At 68.5% G+C, this 18373-nt stretch carries 18 protein-coding genes; 16 read left to right on the plus strand and 2 right to left on the minus strand.

Translation table 11 applies throughout. The features are described 5' to 3' along the window. Positions 1–2 precede the first annotated feature (2 nt). From HPA01S_RS13975 to HPA01S_RS14040, 14 genes are all read left to right on the plus strand, one after another. A complete protein-coding gene (locus HPA01S_RS13975) occupies positions 3–572 on the plus strand; it encodes a TRAP transporter small permease (RefSeq protein ID WP_066271056.1) in 570 nt (189 codons plus the stop codon). Beyond that, positions 573–1883, plus strand: a complete 1311-nt coding sequence (locus HPA01S_RS13980) for a TRAP transporter large permease (RefSeq protein ID WP_066271058.1) — start codon at positions 573–575, stop codon at positions 1881–1883. Positions 1884–1965: 82 nt separating this feature from the next. Then, positions 1966–2952, plus strand: a complete 987-nt coding sequence (locus tag HPA01S_RS13985) for a recombination-associated protein RdgC (protein WP_066271060.1) — start codon at positions 1966–1968, stop codon at positions 2950–2952. A 28-nt stretch (positions 2953–2980) separates the two neighbouring features. After that, positions 2981–3364 carry a fluoride efflux transporter CrcB gene (gene crcB / locus HPA01S_RS13990; RefSeq protein ID WP_066271062.1) on the plus strand — a complete coding sequence of 128 codons (384 nt, stop codon included), beginning with the start codon at positions 2981–2983 and terminating at the stop codon, positions 3362–3364. A 91-nt stretch (positions 3365–3455) separates the two neighbouring features. Then, positions 3456–3959: a hypothetical protein gene (locus tag HPA01S_RS13995; protein WP_157085021.1), complete on the plus strand. Its 504-nt coding sequence runs from the start codon at positions 3456–3458 to the stop codon at positions 3957–3959. A 153-nt stretch (positions 3960–4112) separates the two neighbouring features. Then, positions 4113–4577 carry a (2Fe-2S)-binding protein gene (locus HPA01S_RS14000; RefSeq protein ID WP_066271067.1) on the plus strand — a complete coding sequence of 155 codons (465 nt, stop codon included), beginning with the start codon at positions 4113–4115 and terminating at the stop codon, positions 4575–4577. 133 nt (positions 4578–4710) lie between these two features. After that, positions 4711–7092 (plus strand): xanthine dehydrogenase family protein molybdopterin-binding subunit, encoded by a 2382-nt coding sequence (locus HPA01S_RS14005; RefSeq protein WP_066271070.1) that lies wholly within the window; start codon positions 4711–4713, stop codon positions 7090–7092. 18 nt (positions 7093–7110) lie between these two features. Further along, positions 7111–7902: an FAD binding domain-containing protein gene (locus HPA01S_RS14010; RefSeq protein ID WP_066271072.1), complete on the plus strand. Its 792-nt coding sequence runs from the start codon at positions 7111–7113 to the stop codon at positions 7900–7902. Beyond that, positions 7899–8801, plus strand: coding sequence for an AAA family ATPase (locus HPA01S_RS14015; protein WP_066271076.1), 903 nt, complete (start codon positions 7899–7901; stop codon positions 8799–8801). The genes HPA01S_RS14010 and HPA01S_RS14015 overlap by 4 nt, the downstream gene beginning before the upstream one ends. 64 nt (positions 8802–8865) lie before the next feature. Next, positions 8866–10041 carry a vWA domain-containing protein gene (locus tag HPA01S_RS14020; protein WP_066271082.1) on the plus strand — a complete coding sequence of 392 codons (1176 nt, stop codon included), beginning with the start codon at positions 8866–8868 and terminating at the stop codon, positions 10039–10041. Positions 10042–10085: 44 nt separating this feature from the next. Continuing rightward, positions 10086–10667 carry an SRPBCC family protein gene (locus tag HPA01S_RS14025; RefSeq protein WP_066271085.1) on the plus strand — a complete coding sequence of 194 codons (582 nt, stop codon included), beginning with the start codon at positions 10086–10088 and terminating at the stop codon, positions 10665–10667. 15 nt (positions 10668–10682) lie between these two features. Further along, positions 10683–11759: an XdhC family protein gene (locus HPA01S_RS14030; protein WP_066271112.1), complete on the plus strand. Its 1077-nt coding sequence runs from the start codon at positions 10683–10685 to the stop codon at positions 11757–11759. Then, positions 11741–12394: a nucleotidyltransferase family protein gene (locus HPA01S_RS14035; RefSeq protein ID WP_157085022.1), complete on the plus strand. Its 654-nt coding sequence runs from the start codon at positions 11741–11743 to the stop codon at positions 12392–12394. The genes HPA01S_RS14030 and HPA01S_RS14035 overlap by 19 nt, the downstream gene beginning before the upstream one ends. A 103-nt stretch (positions 12395–12497) precedes the next feature. Beyond that, positions 12498–13622 (plus strand): helix-turn-helix domain-containing protein, encoded by a 1125-nt coding sequence (locus tag HPA01S_RS14040; RefSeq protein ID WP_245638655.1) that lies wholly within the window; start codon positions 12498–12500, stop codon positions 13620–13622. A gap of 56 nt (positions 13623–13678) precedes the next feature. On the opposite strand, the gene pedF is transcribed toward HPA01S_RS14040, so the two are convergent. Continuing rightward, on the minus strand, positions 13679–14176 hold the full coding sequence (pedF, locus tag HPA01S_RS14045) for a cytochrome c-550 PedF (RefSeq protein ID WP_084360687.1): 498 nt from the start codon (positions 14174–14176) through the stop codon (positions 13679–13681). A gap of 460 nt (positions 14177–14636) precedes the next feature. Between pedF and HPA01S_RS14050 the strand changes: the two genes are divergently transcribed. Continuing rightward, complete coding sequence (locus tag HPA01S_RS14050; RefSeq protein WP_066271089.1) at positions 14637–16670, plus strand: sigma-54-dependent Fis family transcriptional regulator; 2034 nt, start codon at positions 14637–14639, stop codon at positions 16668–16670. Here HPA01S_RS14050 and HPA01S_RS14055 read toward each other — a convergent pair. Beyond that, positions 16647–17708, minus strand: a complete 1062-nt coding sequence (locus HPA01S_RS14055; RefSeq protein WP_066271091.1) for an MBL fold metallo-hydrolase — start codon at positions 17706–17708, stop codon at positions 16647–16649. The two genes, HPA01S_RS14050 and HPA01S_RS14055, sit on opposite strands and share 24 nt — an antisense overlap. A gap of 36 nt (positions 17709–17744) precedes the next feature. Between HPA01S_RS14055 and HPA01S_RS14060 the strand changes: the two genes are divergently transcribed. Then, a complete protein-coding gene (locus HPA01S_RS14060; RefSeq protein WP_066271093.1) occupies positions 17745–18272 on the plus strand; it encodes a cytochrome b in 528 nt (175 codons plus the stop codon). Positions 18273–18373: the final 101 nt, after the last annotated feature.

Genomic DNA, 18373 nt, shown 5'->3' on the forward strand with positions numbered 1-18373 from the left:
CGATGTCCGAACACACACCGGCCGCCGCGCGCGGCCCCGTGCGGCGCGCGCTGGACGGCCTGTACGCATTCGGCGGCGGCCTGGCCGCGCTGTGCGTGCTCGGCATCCTGGTGCTGATGATCTGGGCGTCCATCGGACGCCTGCTCGAATGGCGCGTGTCCTGGGTCAACGACGTGGTGGCCTGGCTCTGCGCCGCCGCGGCCTTCCTGGGCATGGCCTACAGCTTCCGCAATGGCGACTTCGTGCGCGTCACGCTGTTGCTGGAGTGGGCCAGCCCGCGCGTGCGGCCCTGGCTGGAAGTGTTCGCGCTGGCCGTCGCCACCGTCATGGTGAGCTACCTGGGCTACTGGGCGGCGCTGTTCACCTACGAGAGTTATGTCTTCAACGACATCGCGAACAACATGGTCGCCATCCCGATCTGGATTCCGCAGATGAGCGTGGTGGTGGGCACCGCCATCCTGATCATCGCGGCGCTGGACGAATGCGTCACCGTGCTGCGCGGGGGCCGGCCGAGTTATGTGGTGCGTGTCGAGGAGCGGCACGCGCGCGGCGATTTTTCCGAGGAGCTGTGAATGGGCTTGCTTGAAATCGGAGGCCTGCTGCTCTTCGTTCTGCTGCTGATGCTCAGCGGCGGCGTCTGGATCGCGATGACGCTGGCCATCGTCGGCTGGGTCGGGCAGGCGTTCTTCACCTCCACCGTGCCGGGCAAGAACCTCTTCACCGCCTTCTGGGAAACCACGGCGAGCTGGGAGCTGGCCGCCCTGCCGCTGTTCATCTGGATGGGCGAGATCCTCTACCGCACACGCCTGTCGGAACAGATGTTCGACGGCCTCTCGCCCTGGCTCTCGCGCATTCCCGGCCGGTTGATGCACACCACCGTGCTGGGCTGCGGCATCTTCGGTTCGGTCTCGGGCTCGTCGGCCGCCACCTGCGCCACCATCGCCAAGGTGGCCCTGCCCGAGCTGGACAAACGCGGCTACGACCGCAACCTCGCGCTCGGCTCGCTCGCCGCCGCCGGTGGCCTGGGCATCCTGATCCCGCCGTCCATCACCATGGTGGTCTACGCCGTGGCGGCGGACGCAAGCGTGATCCGCCTCTTTCTCGCCGGCTTCCTGCCGGGTTTCCTGCTGATGGCGCTGTTCTCGGGCTACATCATCTGGTGGAGCCTGCGCAACCCGGACAAGGTACCGCCCGCAGAAGCACCCACCACTTTCGCCGAGAAGATGCGGCGCTCGGGCAGCCTGATTCCCTGCGGCCTGCTGATCGTCTTCATCGTCTGGGTGCTGGTCTCGGGCATCGCCACCGCCACCGAATGCGCGGCCTATGGCGTGGTCGGCTCGCTGGTCATTGCGGCGGCCAGCCGCCAGCTCACCTGGCGCAACTTCTGGCAGGGCCTCACCGGCGCCACGCGGGTGAGCTGCATGATCATGTTCATCCTCGCCGGCGCGGCCTTCCTCACCAAGACCATGGCCTTCACCGGCATCCCGCGCGAACTGGCCGAGCTGGTCGAGCGGCTGCAGCTCTCGCCCTACGGGTTGATCTTCGTGCTCGTCATCGTCTACCTGATCCTGGGCGCCGCGCTCGACGGCATCAGCATGATCGTGCTCACCAGCGCGGTGGTGCTGCCCATGATCCAGCAGGCCGGCTTCGACCTCATCTGGTTCGGCATCTTCATCATCATGCTGATCGAAATCGCCGAGATCACGCCGCCGGTGGGCTTCAACCTGTTCGTGCTGCAGAACATGACCGGCATCGACAGCAACCGCATCGCCAAGGTCACCCTGCCCTTCTTCGCCTGCATGATCTTCGCCATCGCGCTGATCACCGTCTTCCCGTCCATCGTCACCGTGCTGCCCGACCTGTTCATGGGCAAGGAGTTGTAACCGGATCGTCCGGCGCCATCCTCTACACTGCAGCATCCCCGCCGCCCCGAGCGGCGGTTTGCTTTTTTCTGAGGATTTTCCCGTGTTCAAGAATGTGACGATCTACCGCATCGCGCCCGGCTGGGACGCGTCGCTGGAAGACATGGAGGCCGCCCTGGACGCGGCCCGTTTCGTGCCCTGCGGTGCCACGCAGGACAAGGCGGCCGGCTGGGTCGAACCACGCGGTGAGGCCCATGGCCCGCTGGTGGAATCGGTCGCCGGCCAGCGCATCCTCAAGCTGCAGATCGAGACCAAGGGCGTGCCCGGCTCGGTGGTGAAGAAGAAGGCGCAGGAAGAAGCCGACCACATCGAGGCCACCACCGGCCGCAAGCCCGGCAAGAAAGAAACCAAGGCCCTGCGCGAAGACGCCCTGCTGGCCCTGCTGCCGCAGGCCTTTGCGCGCCAGATGACCGTCTGGGTCTGGATCGACCTGCAGAACGGCTGGCTGGTCACCGACGCCAGCAGCCAGGGCAAGCTCGACGAGGTGGTCACCGCCCTGGTGCGCGCCTTCGACGGCCTGGCCGTCACGCTGCTGCAGACCGCGGTGACGCCGCAAACCGCCATGACGCAGTGGCTCTCGGCCACCACGCCCGAGGAATGGCCGGGCGGCTTCTCGGTCGAGCGCGAGTGCGAACTGAAATCGGGCGACGAAGAGAAGTCGGCGGTGAAGTTCACCCGCCACAACCTCGCCACCGACGAGGTGCGCCAGCACATCACCGAGGGCAAGCTGCCCACGCGCCTGGCCCTGAGCTGGGAAGGCCGCATCGGCTTCACGCTCACCGAATCGCTGCAGGTGAAGAAAATCAACTTCCTCGAAGGCGTGTTCGACGGCCGCCCCGACGAAGGCGAGAACGGCTTCGACGCCGACGTCGCCCTGTCCACCGGCGAGCTGCAGAAGCTCATTCCCGAGCTGATCGAAGCCCTGGGTGGTGAGATGGCCTTCGGCGCCGCCGCCGACAGCGAGCCCGCGCCTGCCAAACCGGCACCGGTGGCCACCGGTGCGAGCGACGAAGACGGCCCGCCGTTCTGATCGAGCCTGAACCAGGGGCCACCACAGCATGCACAGCGCCATTGCCATCAGCCTGGGTGCCGTGCTCGGCGCGCTTGCGCGCTGGCGCCTGAGCCTCTGGCTCAACCAGAGCGCCGCGGTGTTGCCCTGGGGCACGCTGGCGGCCAACTGGATCGGCGCCTACATCGTGGGCGTGGCGGTGGTGTTCTTCCAGAGCCAGACGCAGCTCGACCCGGCCTGGCGGCTCGCCATCATCACCGGCTTCCTGGGCGCGCTCACCACGTTCTCCACCTTCTCGGCCGAGGTCATGGGCATGCTGCAGCACGGGCGCTTTGCGCTCGCGCTCGGCACCACCGGCCTGCACCTGTTCGGCTCGCTGCTGCTCACCTGGCTGGGCATGCGCAGCGCCCTGCCCTGGTTCCCGCCCGCCTGAGCCCGGGCCTGCCGCCGCGCCAGCCCGCCCTTCCGCCCCCGCCCACCCGTGTGGGCGAACTCTGTCACGCCGAGCGCATCCAACGCCCCACATGAAACCTCTTTTCGTCTGCGCCGCCCTGTTGCTGGCTTCCCTCTCGGCCTCGGCCCAGGCCCTGTGGCAGGGTGTGCCCACGGGTGCCACGCCGGCCGAGGTGGTTGCCCGCCTCCCAGAGGCCGTGCCGGCGCCGGCGGGCCTGAGCGACGCGGCGATCACCGGTGACGTGCTGCTGCGCATCCCGGCCCACGCGCTGGTGGACGACGAGTTCGAGGTGCTGTTTGGTTTCGGCCAGGAGGGCCTGCAGAACATCGTGCTGCGAAAGCACGCGGACTCGCCAGCCCAGGCGCGCGCCATCGCCCAGCGGCTCACCACCGCCCTGCGCGCCAGCTACGGGCTGGAAGCCAGCACCAAGAGCCGGGGCGCGCAGCCGGCCGACGCCATCGACCGCCTGTGGGCGCACCGCCGCCTGTATGTGCACCTGCAGGTGCTGGACGGCAGCTGGGTCCACCTGCGCTACAGCCCCAACCTGCCTGCCACCGCCAGCCGGCCGCTCTGAAGGCGGGTCCGCGCCGTCCGGCGCCGGCACCGGCTGTCTCAATTTGAGAAAGATTGAGGGCCGCCGGGCGTTTCCAGGGTTAACCCGCAAATCGGCCACAGGGCCGCGTGCTCAACTTGTTGTGCCCCACCAACCACAACAAGGAGACAAACCATGCAGGTTCAACTCACGGTCAACGGCAAACCCGTGACCATCGACGCACCACCCCACACGCTGCTGGTGCAGACGCTGCGTGAAAAGCTTCGACTCACCGGCACCCACGTGGGCTGCGACACCGCCCAGTGCGGCGCCTGCACGGTGATGGTCAACGGCCGCGCCATCAAGTCGTGCAACGTGCTGCTGGCGCAGGTGGCGGGCAGCGAGATCACCACCATCGAAGGCCTGGCCGAAGCCGACGGCACCATGCACCCCATGCAGACGGCGTTCAAGGAATGCCACGGCCTTCAGTGCGGCTTCTGCACCCCCGGCATGGTGATGAGCGCGGTCAGCCTGTGCAAGCAGCACCCCGGCGCCAGCGCCGGCGAGATCCGCGAGCACCTCGAAGGCAACCTGTGCCGCTGCACCGGTTACCAGAACATCGTCAAAGCGGTGCAGCAAGGCGCCGCAGCGATGAAGTAACACCCCCGCCGCGCTTCGCGCGACCCCCTCAAGGGGGCGGCAGCAGCGACCCGGCAGAGCCGGTTCCGCGCTGCCACTTGCTTCAACCACTTCTCGCGCTGCCCATCTCGCGGCGCTCACTGGAGAAAATGAAATGGGTGCATCCGATTTTTCCAAACTCCCGCACATCGGCGAATCGCTGCTGCGCAAGGAGGACTACCGCTTTCTCACCGGCGCCGGCCAGTACACCGACGACATCGTGCTGCCCAACATGCACCACGCGGTGTTCGTGCGCTCGCCGCACGCCCACGCCAACATCCGCAAGATCGACAAGACGGCCGCGCTGCAATCACCCGGCGTGATCGGTGTGCTCGACGGCAACGACGTGGCCGCCGACAAGATCAACGGCCTGCCCTGCGGCTGGCTGATCACCGACGTCAACGGCCAGCCCATGAAGGAGCCGCCACACCCCATCCTGGCCTTCGGCAAGGCGCGTTACGTGGGCGACCACGTGGCCATGGTGGTGGCCGACACGCTGGAAAACGCGAAGAACGCCGCCGAGCTGGTGGACGTGGACTACGAGCCGCTGCCCGCCGTGGTGGACGTGCGCGACGCCATGAAAGCCGGCGCACCCACGCTGCACGAAGCCGCGCCCGGCAACCACTGCTACAAGTGGGCCATTGGTGACAAGGCGGCGGCCGACGCGGCCTTTGCCGGCGCCGCGCACGTGACCAAGATCGACCTGATCAACAACCGCCTGGCGCCCAACCCGATGGAGCCGCGCGCGGCCATCGCCTCGTACAACCGCGCCGGTGACGACTACACGCTCTACGTGTCCAACCAGAACCCGCACGTCGAGCGCCTGCTGATGACGGCCTTCGTGATGGGCCTGCCCGAGCACAAGGTGCGCGTGATCGCGCCCGACGTGGGTGGTGGCTTCGGCGCCAAGATCTACCTGTACGCCGAAGACGTCTGCCTGACCTGGGCCTCGAAGAAGCTCAACTGCGCCATCAAGTGGAACTGCGACCGCAGCGAAGCCTTCCTGTGCGACGCCCACGGCCGCGACCACGTGACGCACGCCGAGATGGCGATGGACAAGGACGGCAAGTTCCTCGCGTTCAAGGTGCACACCGACGCCAACCTCGGCTCCTACCTGTCCACCTTCTCCACCGCCGTGCCCACCATCCTGTACGCCACGCTGCTCGCCGGCCAGTACAAGACGCCGCAGGTTTATGTGGAGGTGGATGCCTGGTTCACCAACACCGCACCGGTGGACGCCTACCGCGGCGCCGGCCGGCCCGAGGCCACCTACCTGCTGGAACGCATCGTCAGCCGCTGCGCCTGGGAGACCGGGCTGTCGCAGGACGAGATCCGCCGCCGCAACTTCATCACCGACTTCCCGTACCAGACGCCGGTGGCGCTGCAGTACGACACGGGCGATTTCCCGCAGTGCATGGAGAAGGCCAACGAGCTGGCCGAGATGTCCGGCTTCGAGCAACGCAAGGCGACCTCGAAGGCCAAGGGCCTGCTGCGCGGCGTCGGCTACAGCAGCTACATCGAAGCCTGCGGCCTGGCACCGAGCAACATCGCGGGCGCCCTGGGCGCACGCGCCGGCCTGTTCGAGTGCGGCGAGGTGCGCGTGCACCCGACCGGCAGCGTGACCGTGTTCACCGGTTCACACAGCCACGGCCAGGGGCATGAGACCACCTTCGCTCAGGTGGTGGCCTCGCGCCTCGGGCTCGACCCGTCGCAGGTCGACATCGTGCACGGCGACACCGGCCGCGTGCCCTTCGGCATGGGCACCTACGGTTCGCGTTCGATCTCGGTCGGTGGCGCGGCCATCATGCGTGCGCTCGACAAGATCGAAGCCAAGGCCAAGAAGATCGCGGCCCACCTGATGGAAACCGGCGATGCCGACGTGGACTTCGCTAACGGCGAATTCACCGTCAAGGGCACCGACAAGAAGGTCACCTTCGGCCAGGTCGCGCTCACCGCCTACGTGCCGCACAACTACCCGCTGGACAAGCTGGAGCCGGGCCTGAACGAAACCGCGTTCTACGACCCGACCAACTTCACCTACCCGGCCGGCACGCACATCTGCGAAGTCGAGATCGACCCCAACACCGGCGTGGTGCGTGTTGACCGCTTCACCGCGGTAGACGACTTCGGCACCATCATCAACCCGATGATCGTCGAGGGCCAGGTGCACGGCGGCCTGGCGCAAGGCATTGGCCAGGCGCTGCTGGAGAGCTGCATCTACGACCGCGAAACCGGCCAGCTGGTCACCGGCTCGTTCATGGACTACGCCATGCCGCGCGCCGATGACTTCCCCGACTTCAAGATCGGCAGCGTCGTCACGCCCTGCACCACCAACCCGCTGGGCACCAAGGGCTGCGGCGAAGCCGGCGCCATCGGCTCGCCACCGGCAGTCATCAACGCCGTGCTCGACGCGCTCGCACCGCTCGGCGTGAAAGACCTCGACATGCCCGCCAGCCCGAACCGCGTCTGGACCGCCATCCAGCAAGCCAAGGCCTGATCCCGCAGGAGACACACCATGTACGCATTCACACTCGAACGCCCCACCACCCTGGCCGACGCCAAGCGCCTCACCGGTGGCGGTGCACAAGCCCTGGCCGGCGGCCAGACCCTGATCGCTTCCATGAAGCAGCGCCTGATGCGCCCCGAGAACCTGATCGACCTGGGCGGCGTGGCCGAACTGCAGGGCATCCGCGTTGACGGCCAGACCATCGTCATCGGCGCCATGACCAAACACCAGGACGTGGCCGCCAACGCCGACGTGCGCCGGCTGATCCCCGGCCTGGCCGCGCTGGCCGAGGGCATTGGCGACCGCCAGGTCCGCGCCATGGGCACCATGGGCGGCTCGGTCGCCAACAACGACCCTGCAGCGTGCTACCCCAGCGCGGTGCTGGGCCTGGGCGCCACCGTGGTCACCGACCGGCGCGAGATCAAGGCCGACGACTTCTTCCAGGGCCTCTACACCACCGCGCTGGACGCGGGTGAACTCATCACCGCCATCCGTTTCCCGGTGCCCACCAAGGCGGCCTATGCCAAGTTCCGCCAACCGGCCTCGCGCTTCGCGCTGGTCGGTGTGTTCGTGGCGCAGACCGCGGGCGGCGTGCGCGTGGCCATCACCGGCACCGGCAACGGCGTGTTCCGCCATGCCGGCCTGGAAGCGGCGCTGGCGAAGAGCTTCACCCCCGAAGCGGTGCAGGGCGTGCAGATCGACGCCAGCGAGATCAGCGGCGACCTGCACGCCAGCTCGGCCTACCGCGCGCACATGGTGACGGTGCAGACGCAGGCCGCGGTGCGGCAGGCGAACGGATGAGCCGCTTGCCCGCAGACACCGACAGCATCGACGGCCTGACCCACGCCCTGCAGGGCGTGGGTTACCACGCGCCACGGCGGCTGGCCACCGCCGTGTTCCTCGCCATGCGGCTGCAGCGCCCGCTGCTGCTCGAAGGCGAGCCCGGCGTCGGCAAGACCGAGCTGGCCAAGGCACTGGCCAAGGTGCTGGCCCGCCCGCTGCTGCGCCTGCAGTGTTACGACGGCATGGAGCAGCGCGAAGCGCTCTACGAGTGGAACCACACCGCCCAGCTGCTGCACATGCGCGCGGCCCAGGCCACCGCCACGCCCGACGAGATCGAGCGCGAGGTCTACCAGGCGCGTTACCTGATCCGCCGCCCGCTGCTGCAGGCCCTGCAGACACCCGAGCCGGGTGCGGTGCTGTTGATCGACGAGGTGGACCGCGCCGACGAACCGTTTGAAGCCTTCCTGCTCGAGTACCTGGGCGAGTACCAGGTGAGCATTCCCGAACTCGGCACCATCAAGGCGGTGGCACCGCCGCTGACCATCCTCACCAGCAACCGCACGCGCGAACTCAACGACGCCGTCAAGCGCCGTTGCCTGTACCAGTGGCTGGACTACCCCGACCGCGAGCGCGAGCTCGCCATCGTCACCAGCCAGGTGCCGCAGGCCAGCGCCGAGCTCACGGAGCAGGTCACGCGCTTCGTCTCCCGCCTGCGCAACCAGCCCTTCGCCAACGCTTTCCAGCGCAGCCCGGGCATCGCAGAGAGCGTGGAATGGGCCAAGGCGCTGGTGGCGCTGGACACGCTCACGCTCGACCCCGAGGTGGTGCAGGACACCGCCGGCATCCTGTTCAAGCAGCGCGAGGACGTGGCGGCATTGATCCCGTTGCTGGACAAGCTGCTGGAGCCGGAGGTATGAAACACCCCCCGCGCCGCTTCGCGCTGCCCCTGGACATGGTCACCTCGCTCCGGACAGCCCACCCATGATCCTTGGCGACGCGCGCTCCGGAAAATTCCCGGCCCACATCACCGCCTTCGGCCGTGCCCTGCGCCGCGCCGGTGTGCCGGTGGACAGCAGCCGTGTGGTGCTGGCCATCACCGCCGCCACCGCCGTGGGCGTGGCGCGGCGCGACGACCTGCGCGCGGCCCTGCAGGCCGTGCTGGTCAGCCGCCAGCAAGACCTGGCCGTGTTCGACGAGATGTTCGAGGCCTTCTTCCGCAACCCCGAACTCGCGCAGCAGCTGCTCGCGCAGATGCTGCCCAAGGCCGCCAAGGCGCACCCGGTGCGGCGCAAGGCCCGCGTGCAGGAAGCGCTGAGCGTGGCGGGGCTGAAAGCGCGCACCCCCAACCAGGGCGAGACCGACCTGAAGTTCGACGCCGCCATGAGCGCCAGCGACCAGCAACGCCTGCGCCATGCCGACTTCGCCGGCCTCTCGGCCAGCGAGTTCCGTCTGGTTGAACAGCTGGCGCGCGAGATCGCCCTGCCCCTGCCCACGGTGCGCTCGCGCCGCGAACGCGCGGGTACGCGGGGCCACCGGCCGAACTGGCCGCGCGCCCTGCAACAGGCGCGCCGACACGATGGCGAGCTGCTCGAAATCCCGCGCCTGGCGCGGCACCCGCAACCCCTGCCGCTGCTGATCCTGGTCGACATCTCCGGCTCCATGGAGCGCTATGCGCGCCTGCTGCTGGCATTTCTGCACCAGGCCACTCAGGGCACACCACGCAACGCGTTTGCCTTCGGCACCGAACTCACCGACCTGCGCCCGGCCTTCCGCCAGCGCGACACCGACGTGATGCTCGACATGGCCAACGCCGCCATCGACGATTTCGCCGGCGGCACGCGCCTGGGCGAATCGCTGGCGCGCCTGCGCCGCGAGCACAGCCGCTGCCTGGTGGGCCGGCGCACCGTGGTGCTGCTGATCACCGACGGGCTGGACACCGGCGCGCCCGAACTGCTGGAGCAGGAGCTGACCTGGCTCGGCCTGCACAGCCGCAAGCTGCTCTGGCTCAACCCCTTGTTGCGCTTTGACGGTTACGCGCCGCTGGCCAGTGGCGCCAGCGTGCTGCACCGGCACGCGCACGGCATGCTGGCGGTGCACAACCTCAGCCGCCTGGAAGACCTGGCGCGCGCCATGGCATCCCTGATGCAGCGCAGCTGAGTTCGCTGTTTTCATTCAACATACCCCCCTACAGGAGAGACCAATTGGACATGCAAGGAAACCGGCCGCTGGCCGTGACCCAGCAACAGGCATGGGAGGCCCTCAACGACCCCGAAATGCTCAAGGCCTGCATTCCCGGCTGCGAGAAGTTCGAGCTCACCGAGCCCAACACCTATGCGGTGACCACCGCCATCAAGATCGGCCCCGTGGCCGCGCGCTTCAACGGCCGCGTCACGCTGTCCGACATCACCCCGCCGCAGTCGTACAAGCTGGGCTTTGACGCACAGGGCGGCGTGGCCGGTTTCGGCAAGGGCGAGGCCGCGGTGCAGCTCACGCCGGCCGGCAGCGGCTGCGAACTGAACTACACGGTGCACTCCAGCGTGGGTGGCAAGATCGCGCAGTTGGGCCAGCGCCTGATCGACGGCGCGGCCAAGTCGCTGGCCGAAGACTTCTTCCGCCGCTTCGACGAGGCCTTGCAACAGCGTTACCCGAGCGCGGCAGCGCCCGCCGCCGCCGTGGCCGAACACACCCCCATGCCCAAGGCCGGCGGTGGCCTGCCCACCTGGGCCTGGGGCGCCATCGCCGTCGTTGCGGCGGTGGTGATCTATCTCGTCACCAAAGGCTGATCGGAAAGGTTGAACGTGGAAAATCTCGATGTCACGGTGCTGCGCACGCTGCAGGGCTGGCGTGCCGAAGGCCGGCGCGCGCTGCTGGCCACCGTGGTGCGCACCTGGGGCTCGTCACCGCGCCCGGTGGGCTCGGTGATGGCCTTGTGCGAGACCGGCGCGGTGGTCGGCTCGGTCTCCGGTGGCTGCATCGAGGACGACCTGATCTACCGCTACAGCCGCGCCCACGGTGCGGTGCAGGGCAGCAGTGCACCGGCCGGCATCACGCACGAGATTCCCACCGGTCCACCCGAGCGCGTGAAGTACGGCGTGAGCGCCGACGAAGCCCACCGCTTCGGCCTGCCTTGCGGCGGCACGCTGGAGCTGGTGCTCGAATTCAACCCCGACACCGGCGCGCTGGCCGAGCTGGTGCAGACGCTCTCGGCCGGCCACCTGGTCGAGCGCCGCACCGAACTCGCCACCGGGCAGGTGACGCTGCGCACCGCCGCCACGCCGGCGGCCCTGAGCGACGAGGCGGGCTGGCTCAGCAACACCTTCGGCCCCGAGTACCGCATGCTGCTGATCGGCGCCGGCCAGCTCACCGAGTACCTGGCCACCATGGCGTTGTTCAACGGTTTTGCCGTCACCGTCTGCGACCCGCGCGAGGAGTACCGCGGCGCCTGGTCGGTGGCCGGCGTGAAGATCGTCACCGAGATGCCCGATGACGTGGTGCGCGACTTCCGCGTCGACCGGCGCAGCTGCGTGATCGCCCTCACCCACGACCCCAAGCTCGACGACCTGGCCCTGCTCGAAGCGCTGGAGACCGACGCGTTCTACGTCGGTGCCATCGGCTCGCGCCGCAACAACGAGGCGCGCCACGCCCGCATGATCGAACACTTCGACCAGACCCCGGAGAGCCTGGCACGCCTGCGCGGCCCGATCGGTATCTACATCGGCAGCAAGACCCCGGCGGAAATCGCGGTCAGCGTGATGGCCGAGGTGCTGGCGGTGAAGAACGGCGTGCCGCTGCCGCGCGACATGGAAGTGGCGAACGCGAAGAACACCCTGTCTGCCGCCGAAGCCTCGGCGCCGGTGTGTTTCGTCGCACCGTGAAGACCGGCTTCGTCATCCTCGCCGCCGGCGCCGGCCGGCGCATGGGCGGTGTGGCCAAGTGCCTGCTGCAGCTCGAAGGCCGCACGCTGCTGGAGCGCCTGCTCACGCAGCTGCAACCCCTGCGCGGCCGCGCGCGGCACGACCTGGTGCTGGTGCTCGGCCACCATGCGGCCGACATCCAGGCCCATGTGGCGCAGTTGCCCGACAGCATCGCACCGCTGTGCGTGATCAACCCGCGCCCGGAGGACGACACCGCCTCCTCGCTGCGTGCCGGCCTGCGTGCGCTGGCGCACGACGTGGACCAGGTGGTGGTGCTGCTGGCCGACCAGCCGCTGATCGATGAAGCCGATGTGCGCGCCGCGCTGGAAGCCTTCGCGCAGCGCGCCGACGGCGTGCGCGTGCAGGTGCCCATGGTGCGCGGCCAGCCCGGCCACCCGGTGCTGTTGGATGCCCGCGTGCGCGAGGCCCTCGCCGCGCCGCTGCTCACCACCCTGCGCCAATGGCGCGCCGCCCATCCCGATGCGGTGCGGCTGTGGGCGGTGGACAACCCGCACTACACACGCGACCTCGACACCCCGGCGGACCTGGACGCGCTCGCACGCGAGACCCGCTGGAGCTGGCGCTGGCCGGGTTAACCCGGTCCCCGGCGGGGGTGCACGGGCCCCCAAACGCTGCTTTAATGGCGGGCGAGACACCGATCATCCAGCCCGGCCCCCGCCCAGCCACACAGAGCCGATCGTGACCCCACAGCCATCGCCGACCCTTCCGCCGCAGCAGCAACGCCTGACCCTGATCGAGCAAGCGCGCAAGGCGGTGTTCGAGTCCAACACCCCGCTGCACCAGCCAACCACGCTGGCGCCCTGGGTCGAACGTTCCTGGCGGCGCTGCCTCGATCTCGGGCTCGACCCGAGCCAGCGCGTGGCCTTTGCGGCCGTCTCCAGCAGCGCGGCACAACACGCCATCGAAGCCAACCAGCCGCTGCTGCGCGCCGCCGCACCGGTGATCCAGTCGCTCTCGCGCGCCATGGCGCACACGCGTTACTTCGCCATCCTCACCGACGCACGCGGCCTGGTGATCGACGTCAACGGCCCGGTGGACCGGCACGACCCGCACGCCGCCAGCATCGCGCGCATCGGCGTTGACCTGTCCGAACGCGCGGTCGGCACCACCGCCATCGGCACCACGCTGGCCGACCTGCAACCGGTCTGGCTGCACCGAGGCGAACACTTCTTTGACGACACCGCCATCTACAGCTGCGCCGGCGCGCCGATCTGGGGGCCCGACGGCCAGTGCGTCGGCATGCTCGACCTGACCGGTGTGAACGTGGTCGAACAACCCGCGCTCAAGCACCTGGTGGCGCAGTCGGCGCGCAGCATCGAGAACGCGCTCACCCTGAGCCAGCCGCACCGCCTGCTGCTGTGCCTGAGCTGGCCCGGCCGCATGCCGGGCGACGCCAGCGACGGCCTGGTCTGCGTCAACGCCGATGGCCAGATCAGCGCGATCAACCGCTCCGCTGCCGACATGCTCGGCGTCGCTGCCAGCGTGGCACCCGGCCACTGCAGCGAATGGTTTGCGGTGCCGATCGAAACCCTGTTCGACGCCGCGCGCCTGCAACGCGGCCCGCTGGAAGTGCCGCTGTGGTCGGGCCTGCGCCTGAGCGTGCTGGCCCAGCTCAACCAGGGTGGTGAACGCATCCCGCTGCACGGCGCCAGCCACGGCCTGCCCTTGAAAGACGTGGAGACCGCGATGATCCGCAAGGCGGTGGACGACGCGCGCGGCAACGTGAAGGAAGCGGCACGCGCCCTCGGCATCAGCCGCGCGACGGTGTACCGCAAGCTCGGGGCACCACGCGAACGCAGCTGAAGCACCGCGGCCCTGTCGGGCGGCGGTGCCACACACTCAAAAACCGATGACGACGATCAGGGCTCGCGACGGCTGTCGGTGTAGGTCTTGATCGCCCACACCGCTTCCTGCGACAGCGTGCCCTCGAACGGCGGCATGTAGACGCGGCCGTCGCGCACGCGGCCGCGCCGCACCGTGGCCACGAAGTACTCGTCCATCTCCTTGAAGCAGGCCTGCTTCTTGGCCGCGTCGGCCATGCCCGAGCACTCCTTGTCGAACAGGCGCAGGTCGGGCGAGATGCCGCCCGACACGGCTTCAAGGCCGTGGCAGCGCGCGCAGTTCTGGTTGTAGGCCGAGCTGCCGATGCGCAGCGCTTCCTTGTGGGCCGGCTTGTCGGGACCGTAGGGGTTGTCGGCCAGCCACTTCTCGCCCAGCTGCGGCAGCGTGTGCGTGTCCACCGCCTGCGGCACCATGTCGCCGTGGGCGTAGACGCCGGCCACCACACCCAGGCCGATGGTCAGTGCCAGGCCGATTTTTCCGAGGCGCGAGCTCAAGGTTTTCGTAGGGATCTTCATGTGTTTGTCTCCGTGATGGTCTCCGTGGTGGGAACGCTGATAAAGCCTGTCTCTGCCCTGGTTTAGCAATATGCAGGCCACGGATTCCTGCCGTTCAACGCGCCTGCCACACCCCCTGCACACGGCCCCTGTGCAGCGCACGCAGGTCCGAAGCGAAACACGGGTGTTGCAATTTGCAGCAACGTTGTTCCAGCCTGGGTGAACACACACGCCGCGCTGCAACAGACCACCGTGCCAGCCCCTTGGCGGGCTCCTTGCTACCCGGGCTTGCACCACCCTGACACGCTCATGTGTTCAAGGGACAAAACCCTGTGTTGATCAATGACACAGGGACAAGGACAATGGCATGCGAGACACCTACAACAACGACGAAGACGATCCTTTCCGAGAACATCCATCCGGTCCAATGCTGCCGTGGGAACTCGATCCTTGGGACATGCCGCCGGAGGCAGGAGACAACATGAACAGCGAGACACTGAGCCACGGCATCGGCCGGCCCGCGACGGCCTCGCCAGGCAACGAAGCCCTTGCCAGCCTGATCCACCTGTCGCACGAACGCTCGCGTTCGCACGGTCTGGAGCGCGCTGACGAACCCGACTTCACCAGCCCCGGTCGCGGCGTGCTCAAAGACGCGCTGGACGAAAGCCAGTTTCTCTTTCAACACGCCGCACCGGTGATGGAGACGCTGTACAGCCAGATCGTCAACACCCACAGCATGGTCTTGTTGACCTCGGCCTCGGGCCTGGTGCTGCACACGCTGGGCGACACCGACTTCCTGGAAAAAGCCCAACGCGTTGCGCTGCAGCCCGGCGCGGACTGGTCCGAGAGCAGAAAAGGCACCAATGCCATCGGCACCGCCCTGACCGAAGCCGAAGCGCTCACGGTGCACGGCGAACAGCACTTCCTGGAAGCCACGCAGTTCCTCGCCTGCTCCTGCGCGCCGATCTACGACCCGTATGGCCAGGTGATCGGTGCGCTCGACGTCTCGGGCGACCACCGCAGTTACCACCAGCACACGCTGGCGCTGGTGCGCATGTCGGCGCAGATGATCGAGAACCACATGTTCGCCGACATCTTTCCGAAGGCGATCCGGCTGCATTTCCACACGCGCGCCGAATTCATGGGCACGCTGGTGCAGGGCATTGCGGTGTTCTCGCCCGACGGGCGTTTCGTCTCGGCCAACCGCAGCGCGCAGTTCCAGCTCGGCCTGCCGTTCAGCGCGCTCAAGGCACACACTTTCTCGTCCCTGTTCGGCCTGCCGGTGTCGGCATTGATCGACCTGTTCCGCGGCGCTTCGGCGCCGGCGCAGCAGCTGTGCATGCACAACGGCGTCACCGTCTGGTGCCAGGCCAAGTTCCGCTCGGCCGAACAGTGGGCGGCCCCCGCGGCCACGGCCAAGGCCGCACCCGCCGAAGCGCCGGTGGCGGCTCGCGCGGTGGCGCGCAAGCCCAACTTCTCTTCGTTGCAGTACCTCGACACCGGAGACCCGCAGATCTCGTCGGTGATCAACAAGCTGCGCATGGTCTCGGGGCGCGACATTCCGATCATGGTGCTGGGCGAAACCGGCACCGGCAAGGACCTGCTGGCACAGGCTATCCACGCCGATTCGTTGCGCAGCGGCGGGCCCTTCGTGTCGGTGAACTGCGCCTCCATTCCGGACACGTTGATCGAAGCCGAGCTGTTCGGCTACGAAGAAGGCGCCTTCACCGGCGCGCGCAAACGCGGCTCGCTCGGCAAGATCCTGCAGGCCGATGGCGGCACGCTGTTCCTGGACGAAATCGGCGACATGCCCAAGCACCTGCAGGCGCGCCTGCTGCGCGTGCTGCAGGAACGCAAGGTCAGCCCGCTGGGCGCGGGCAAGGAGATTCCGGTGGACGTGGCCATCATCAGCGCCACACACAAGAACCCCAAGGCCATGATCGCCGACGGCGCTTTCCGCGAAGACCTGTACTACCGCCTCAACGGCCTGGTGGTGAAGCTGCCGGCGCTGCGCGAGCGCACCGACTTCGAGTTCGTGGTGCGCAAGATCCTCAAGTCGCTGTGCGAGAACGGCGAACACGTCGGCATCTCGCCCGAGGTGCTGGCCATGTTCAAGCGCTACAACTGGCCGGGCAACCTGCGCCAGTTGCACAACCTGCTGCGCACCGCCGTCGTGATGGTGGGCTGCGAGGGCCAGATCGAGCGCCTGCACCTGCCGGACGACTTCCTGGAGGAACTCGACACCGGTGTGCCCGGCACCGAGGCCGCTGCCCTGGCGCTGGCCGCCGCCGCGCCCCTGCTGGAGCCGACCAGTTCGGCGCCTGCCGAGCCCTTCTCACCGGCCGTGCCCGAAGAGCCCGAGAGCCAGCGCCTGCAGGACGTGGCGCTGACCGCCATGGCGCAGGCGCTGCGCCAGCACAACGGCAATGTGTCGGCCGCGGCCAAGGCGCTGGGCATCTCGCGCAACACCATCTACCGCAAGAAACACGCGCTACCGCCCGGGCTGATCGACTGAAGACGCGGACGGTGGCGATGGCGGAGGTGGTGGAGACAGCCACACCGCCTCCAGCTCGCGCCAGGCGCGTTGCACATTGAAGCCGTGGCGTTCGGCATAACCGGTCCAGCCCGCGTAGGCCGGCAGCGGGACCACATCACGATCCTGCGGCAGCCGGCCTTCGTCCATCGCCTGCAGCACGCCGGCGCGCAAATCGCGCAGGTAAGCCAACGTCTGCGCCAGCGCAGCGGGTGGCACGCCACCCTCCCCTGCGCGTGACCAGCTGGCGCCGATCAGCTCGCGCACCGGCAAGGCTTGCAAGCGCTGCAGCGCCGCCAGCCAGGCGTCCACATGCCCTTGCGCGAGTTCGGGCACGCGTTCGCCGTAGACCAGGCCACCGGCCCACAACACGCCGTGCGCGGCGTCCCACAACACCAGGTCGCCCTCGGTGTGGCCCTGCTCCACCGCCAGCACGCGCAGCGCGCGCCGGCCCACGCGCAACACGCTGCCGGGCGCCAGCACATGGTCAGGCAAGACGATGGTGGTGCCGGCCATCTGCGCCTCACCAACCCGCGCCGTCAGGCTCGCCAGGCAGGCCGGGCAACGCTGGCGCATGGCCTCGCCGGTGGCGGCGCTGGCGCCGATGCGCAATGAACCCGCGACCTGAGCGGCACCGAAGGCCGCATTGGCCAGCACGTTCTCGGCGTGCGCATGGGTGTTGACGACCCACACCACACGCGCGCCAAAACGGCATTGCAACGAGCGCTGCAGGCGCTCGCCATGGCGCCGGCTCGGGCCGGGATCCACCAGCAAAGCCTCCCCGCCATCCACCACCGCCGTGACCGGCGCCACGTGGCCGCCGTTGTCGGCGGATATCTCGCCCGGCCGCTCGGGCAACCAGGCCCAGACCGAGGGCGCCACGGCCTGCCAGGGCAAGGAATCGGCCGCACCACAGCCCGGCTGCAGCGCCGGTTCTGCCGCCGCCGCATGGCCCGCCAGCAGCAGGCCACACAACCCCGCCAGCGCGCGCAACACCGTGGCACCGATCTTGCCTGACAAGGCCCGCAACGCCCCCCGAACACAGGAGACAAGACCATGGCCCCCGCGACCCGTTACGACCGTTTTTCCGTGCTGCTGCACTGGCTCATGGCCGCCCTGCTGCTGGCACAACTGGGCCTGGGCCTGTGGATGGTGGATCTGCCCAAGGACAACAGCGGCGTGCGCGCGGGCTGGTTCAACGTGCACAAGTCCACGGGCATGTTGCTCGGCCTGCTGATCCTGGTCCGCCTGGGCTGGGCCTGGCTGCGCCCGCGCATCGCACCGCTCGCACTCTCGCCGGTGAAGCAACGCCTGGCGGCCTGGAACCACCGCCTGCTCTACCTGCTGATGCTGGTGGCGCCGCTCTCCGGTTTTCTCGGCTCGGTGTTCTCGCAGTACCCGATCCGCTTCTTCGGCGCCCGCCTGCCACGCCTGGCCGCACCCTGGGACATGGCCAAGGAAGTGTTGAGCGTGGTCCACCTGTGGGCGGTCTACAGCCTGCTGCTGCTGATCGCCGTGCACCTGCTGGCCTTCGTGCATCACCAGTTCATCCTCAAGGACCAGTTGATCCGGCGCATGCGCTGAAGGGCTGTACCCATGCGCACACGGTTCTTCCACCGAACCGGAGCGCAACACGCAACGAAAGAGACAACCCTGACCAGGGGCATCAAGGGTCCGGCTACGCC

The sequence above is a fragment of the Hydrogenophaga palleronii NBRC 102513 genome, from assembly GCF_001571225.1.
GTDB lineage: Bacteria > Pseudomonadota > Gammaproteobacteria > Burkholderiales > Burkholderiaceae_C > Hydrogenophaga > Hydrogenophaga palleronii.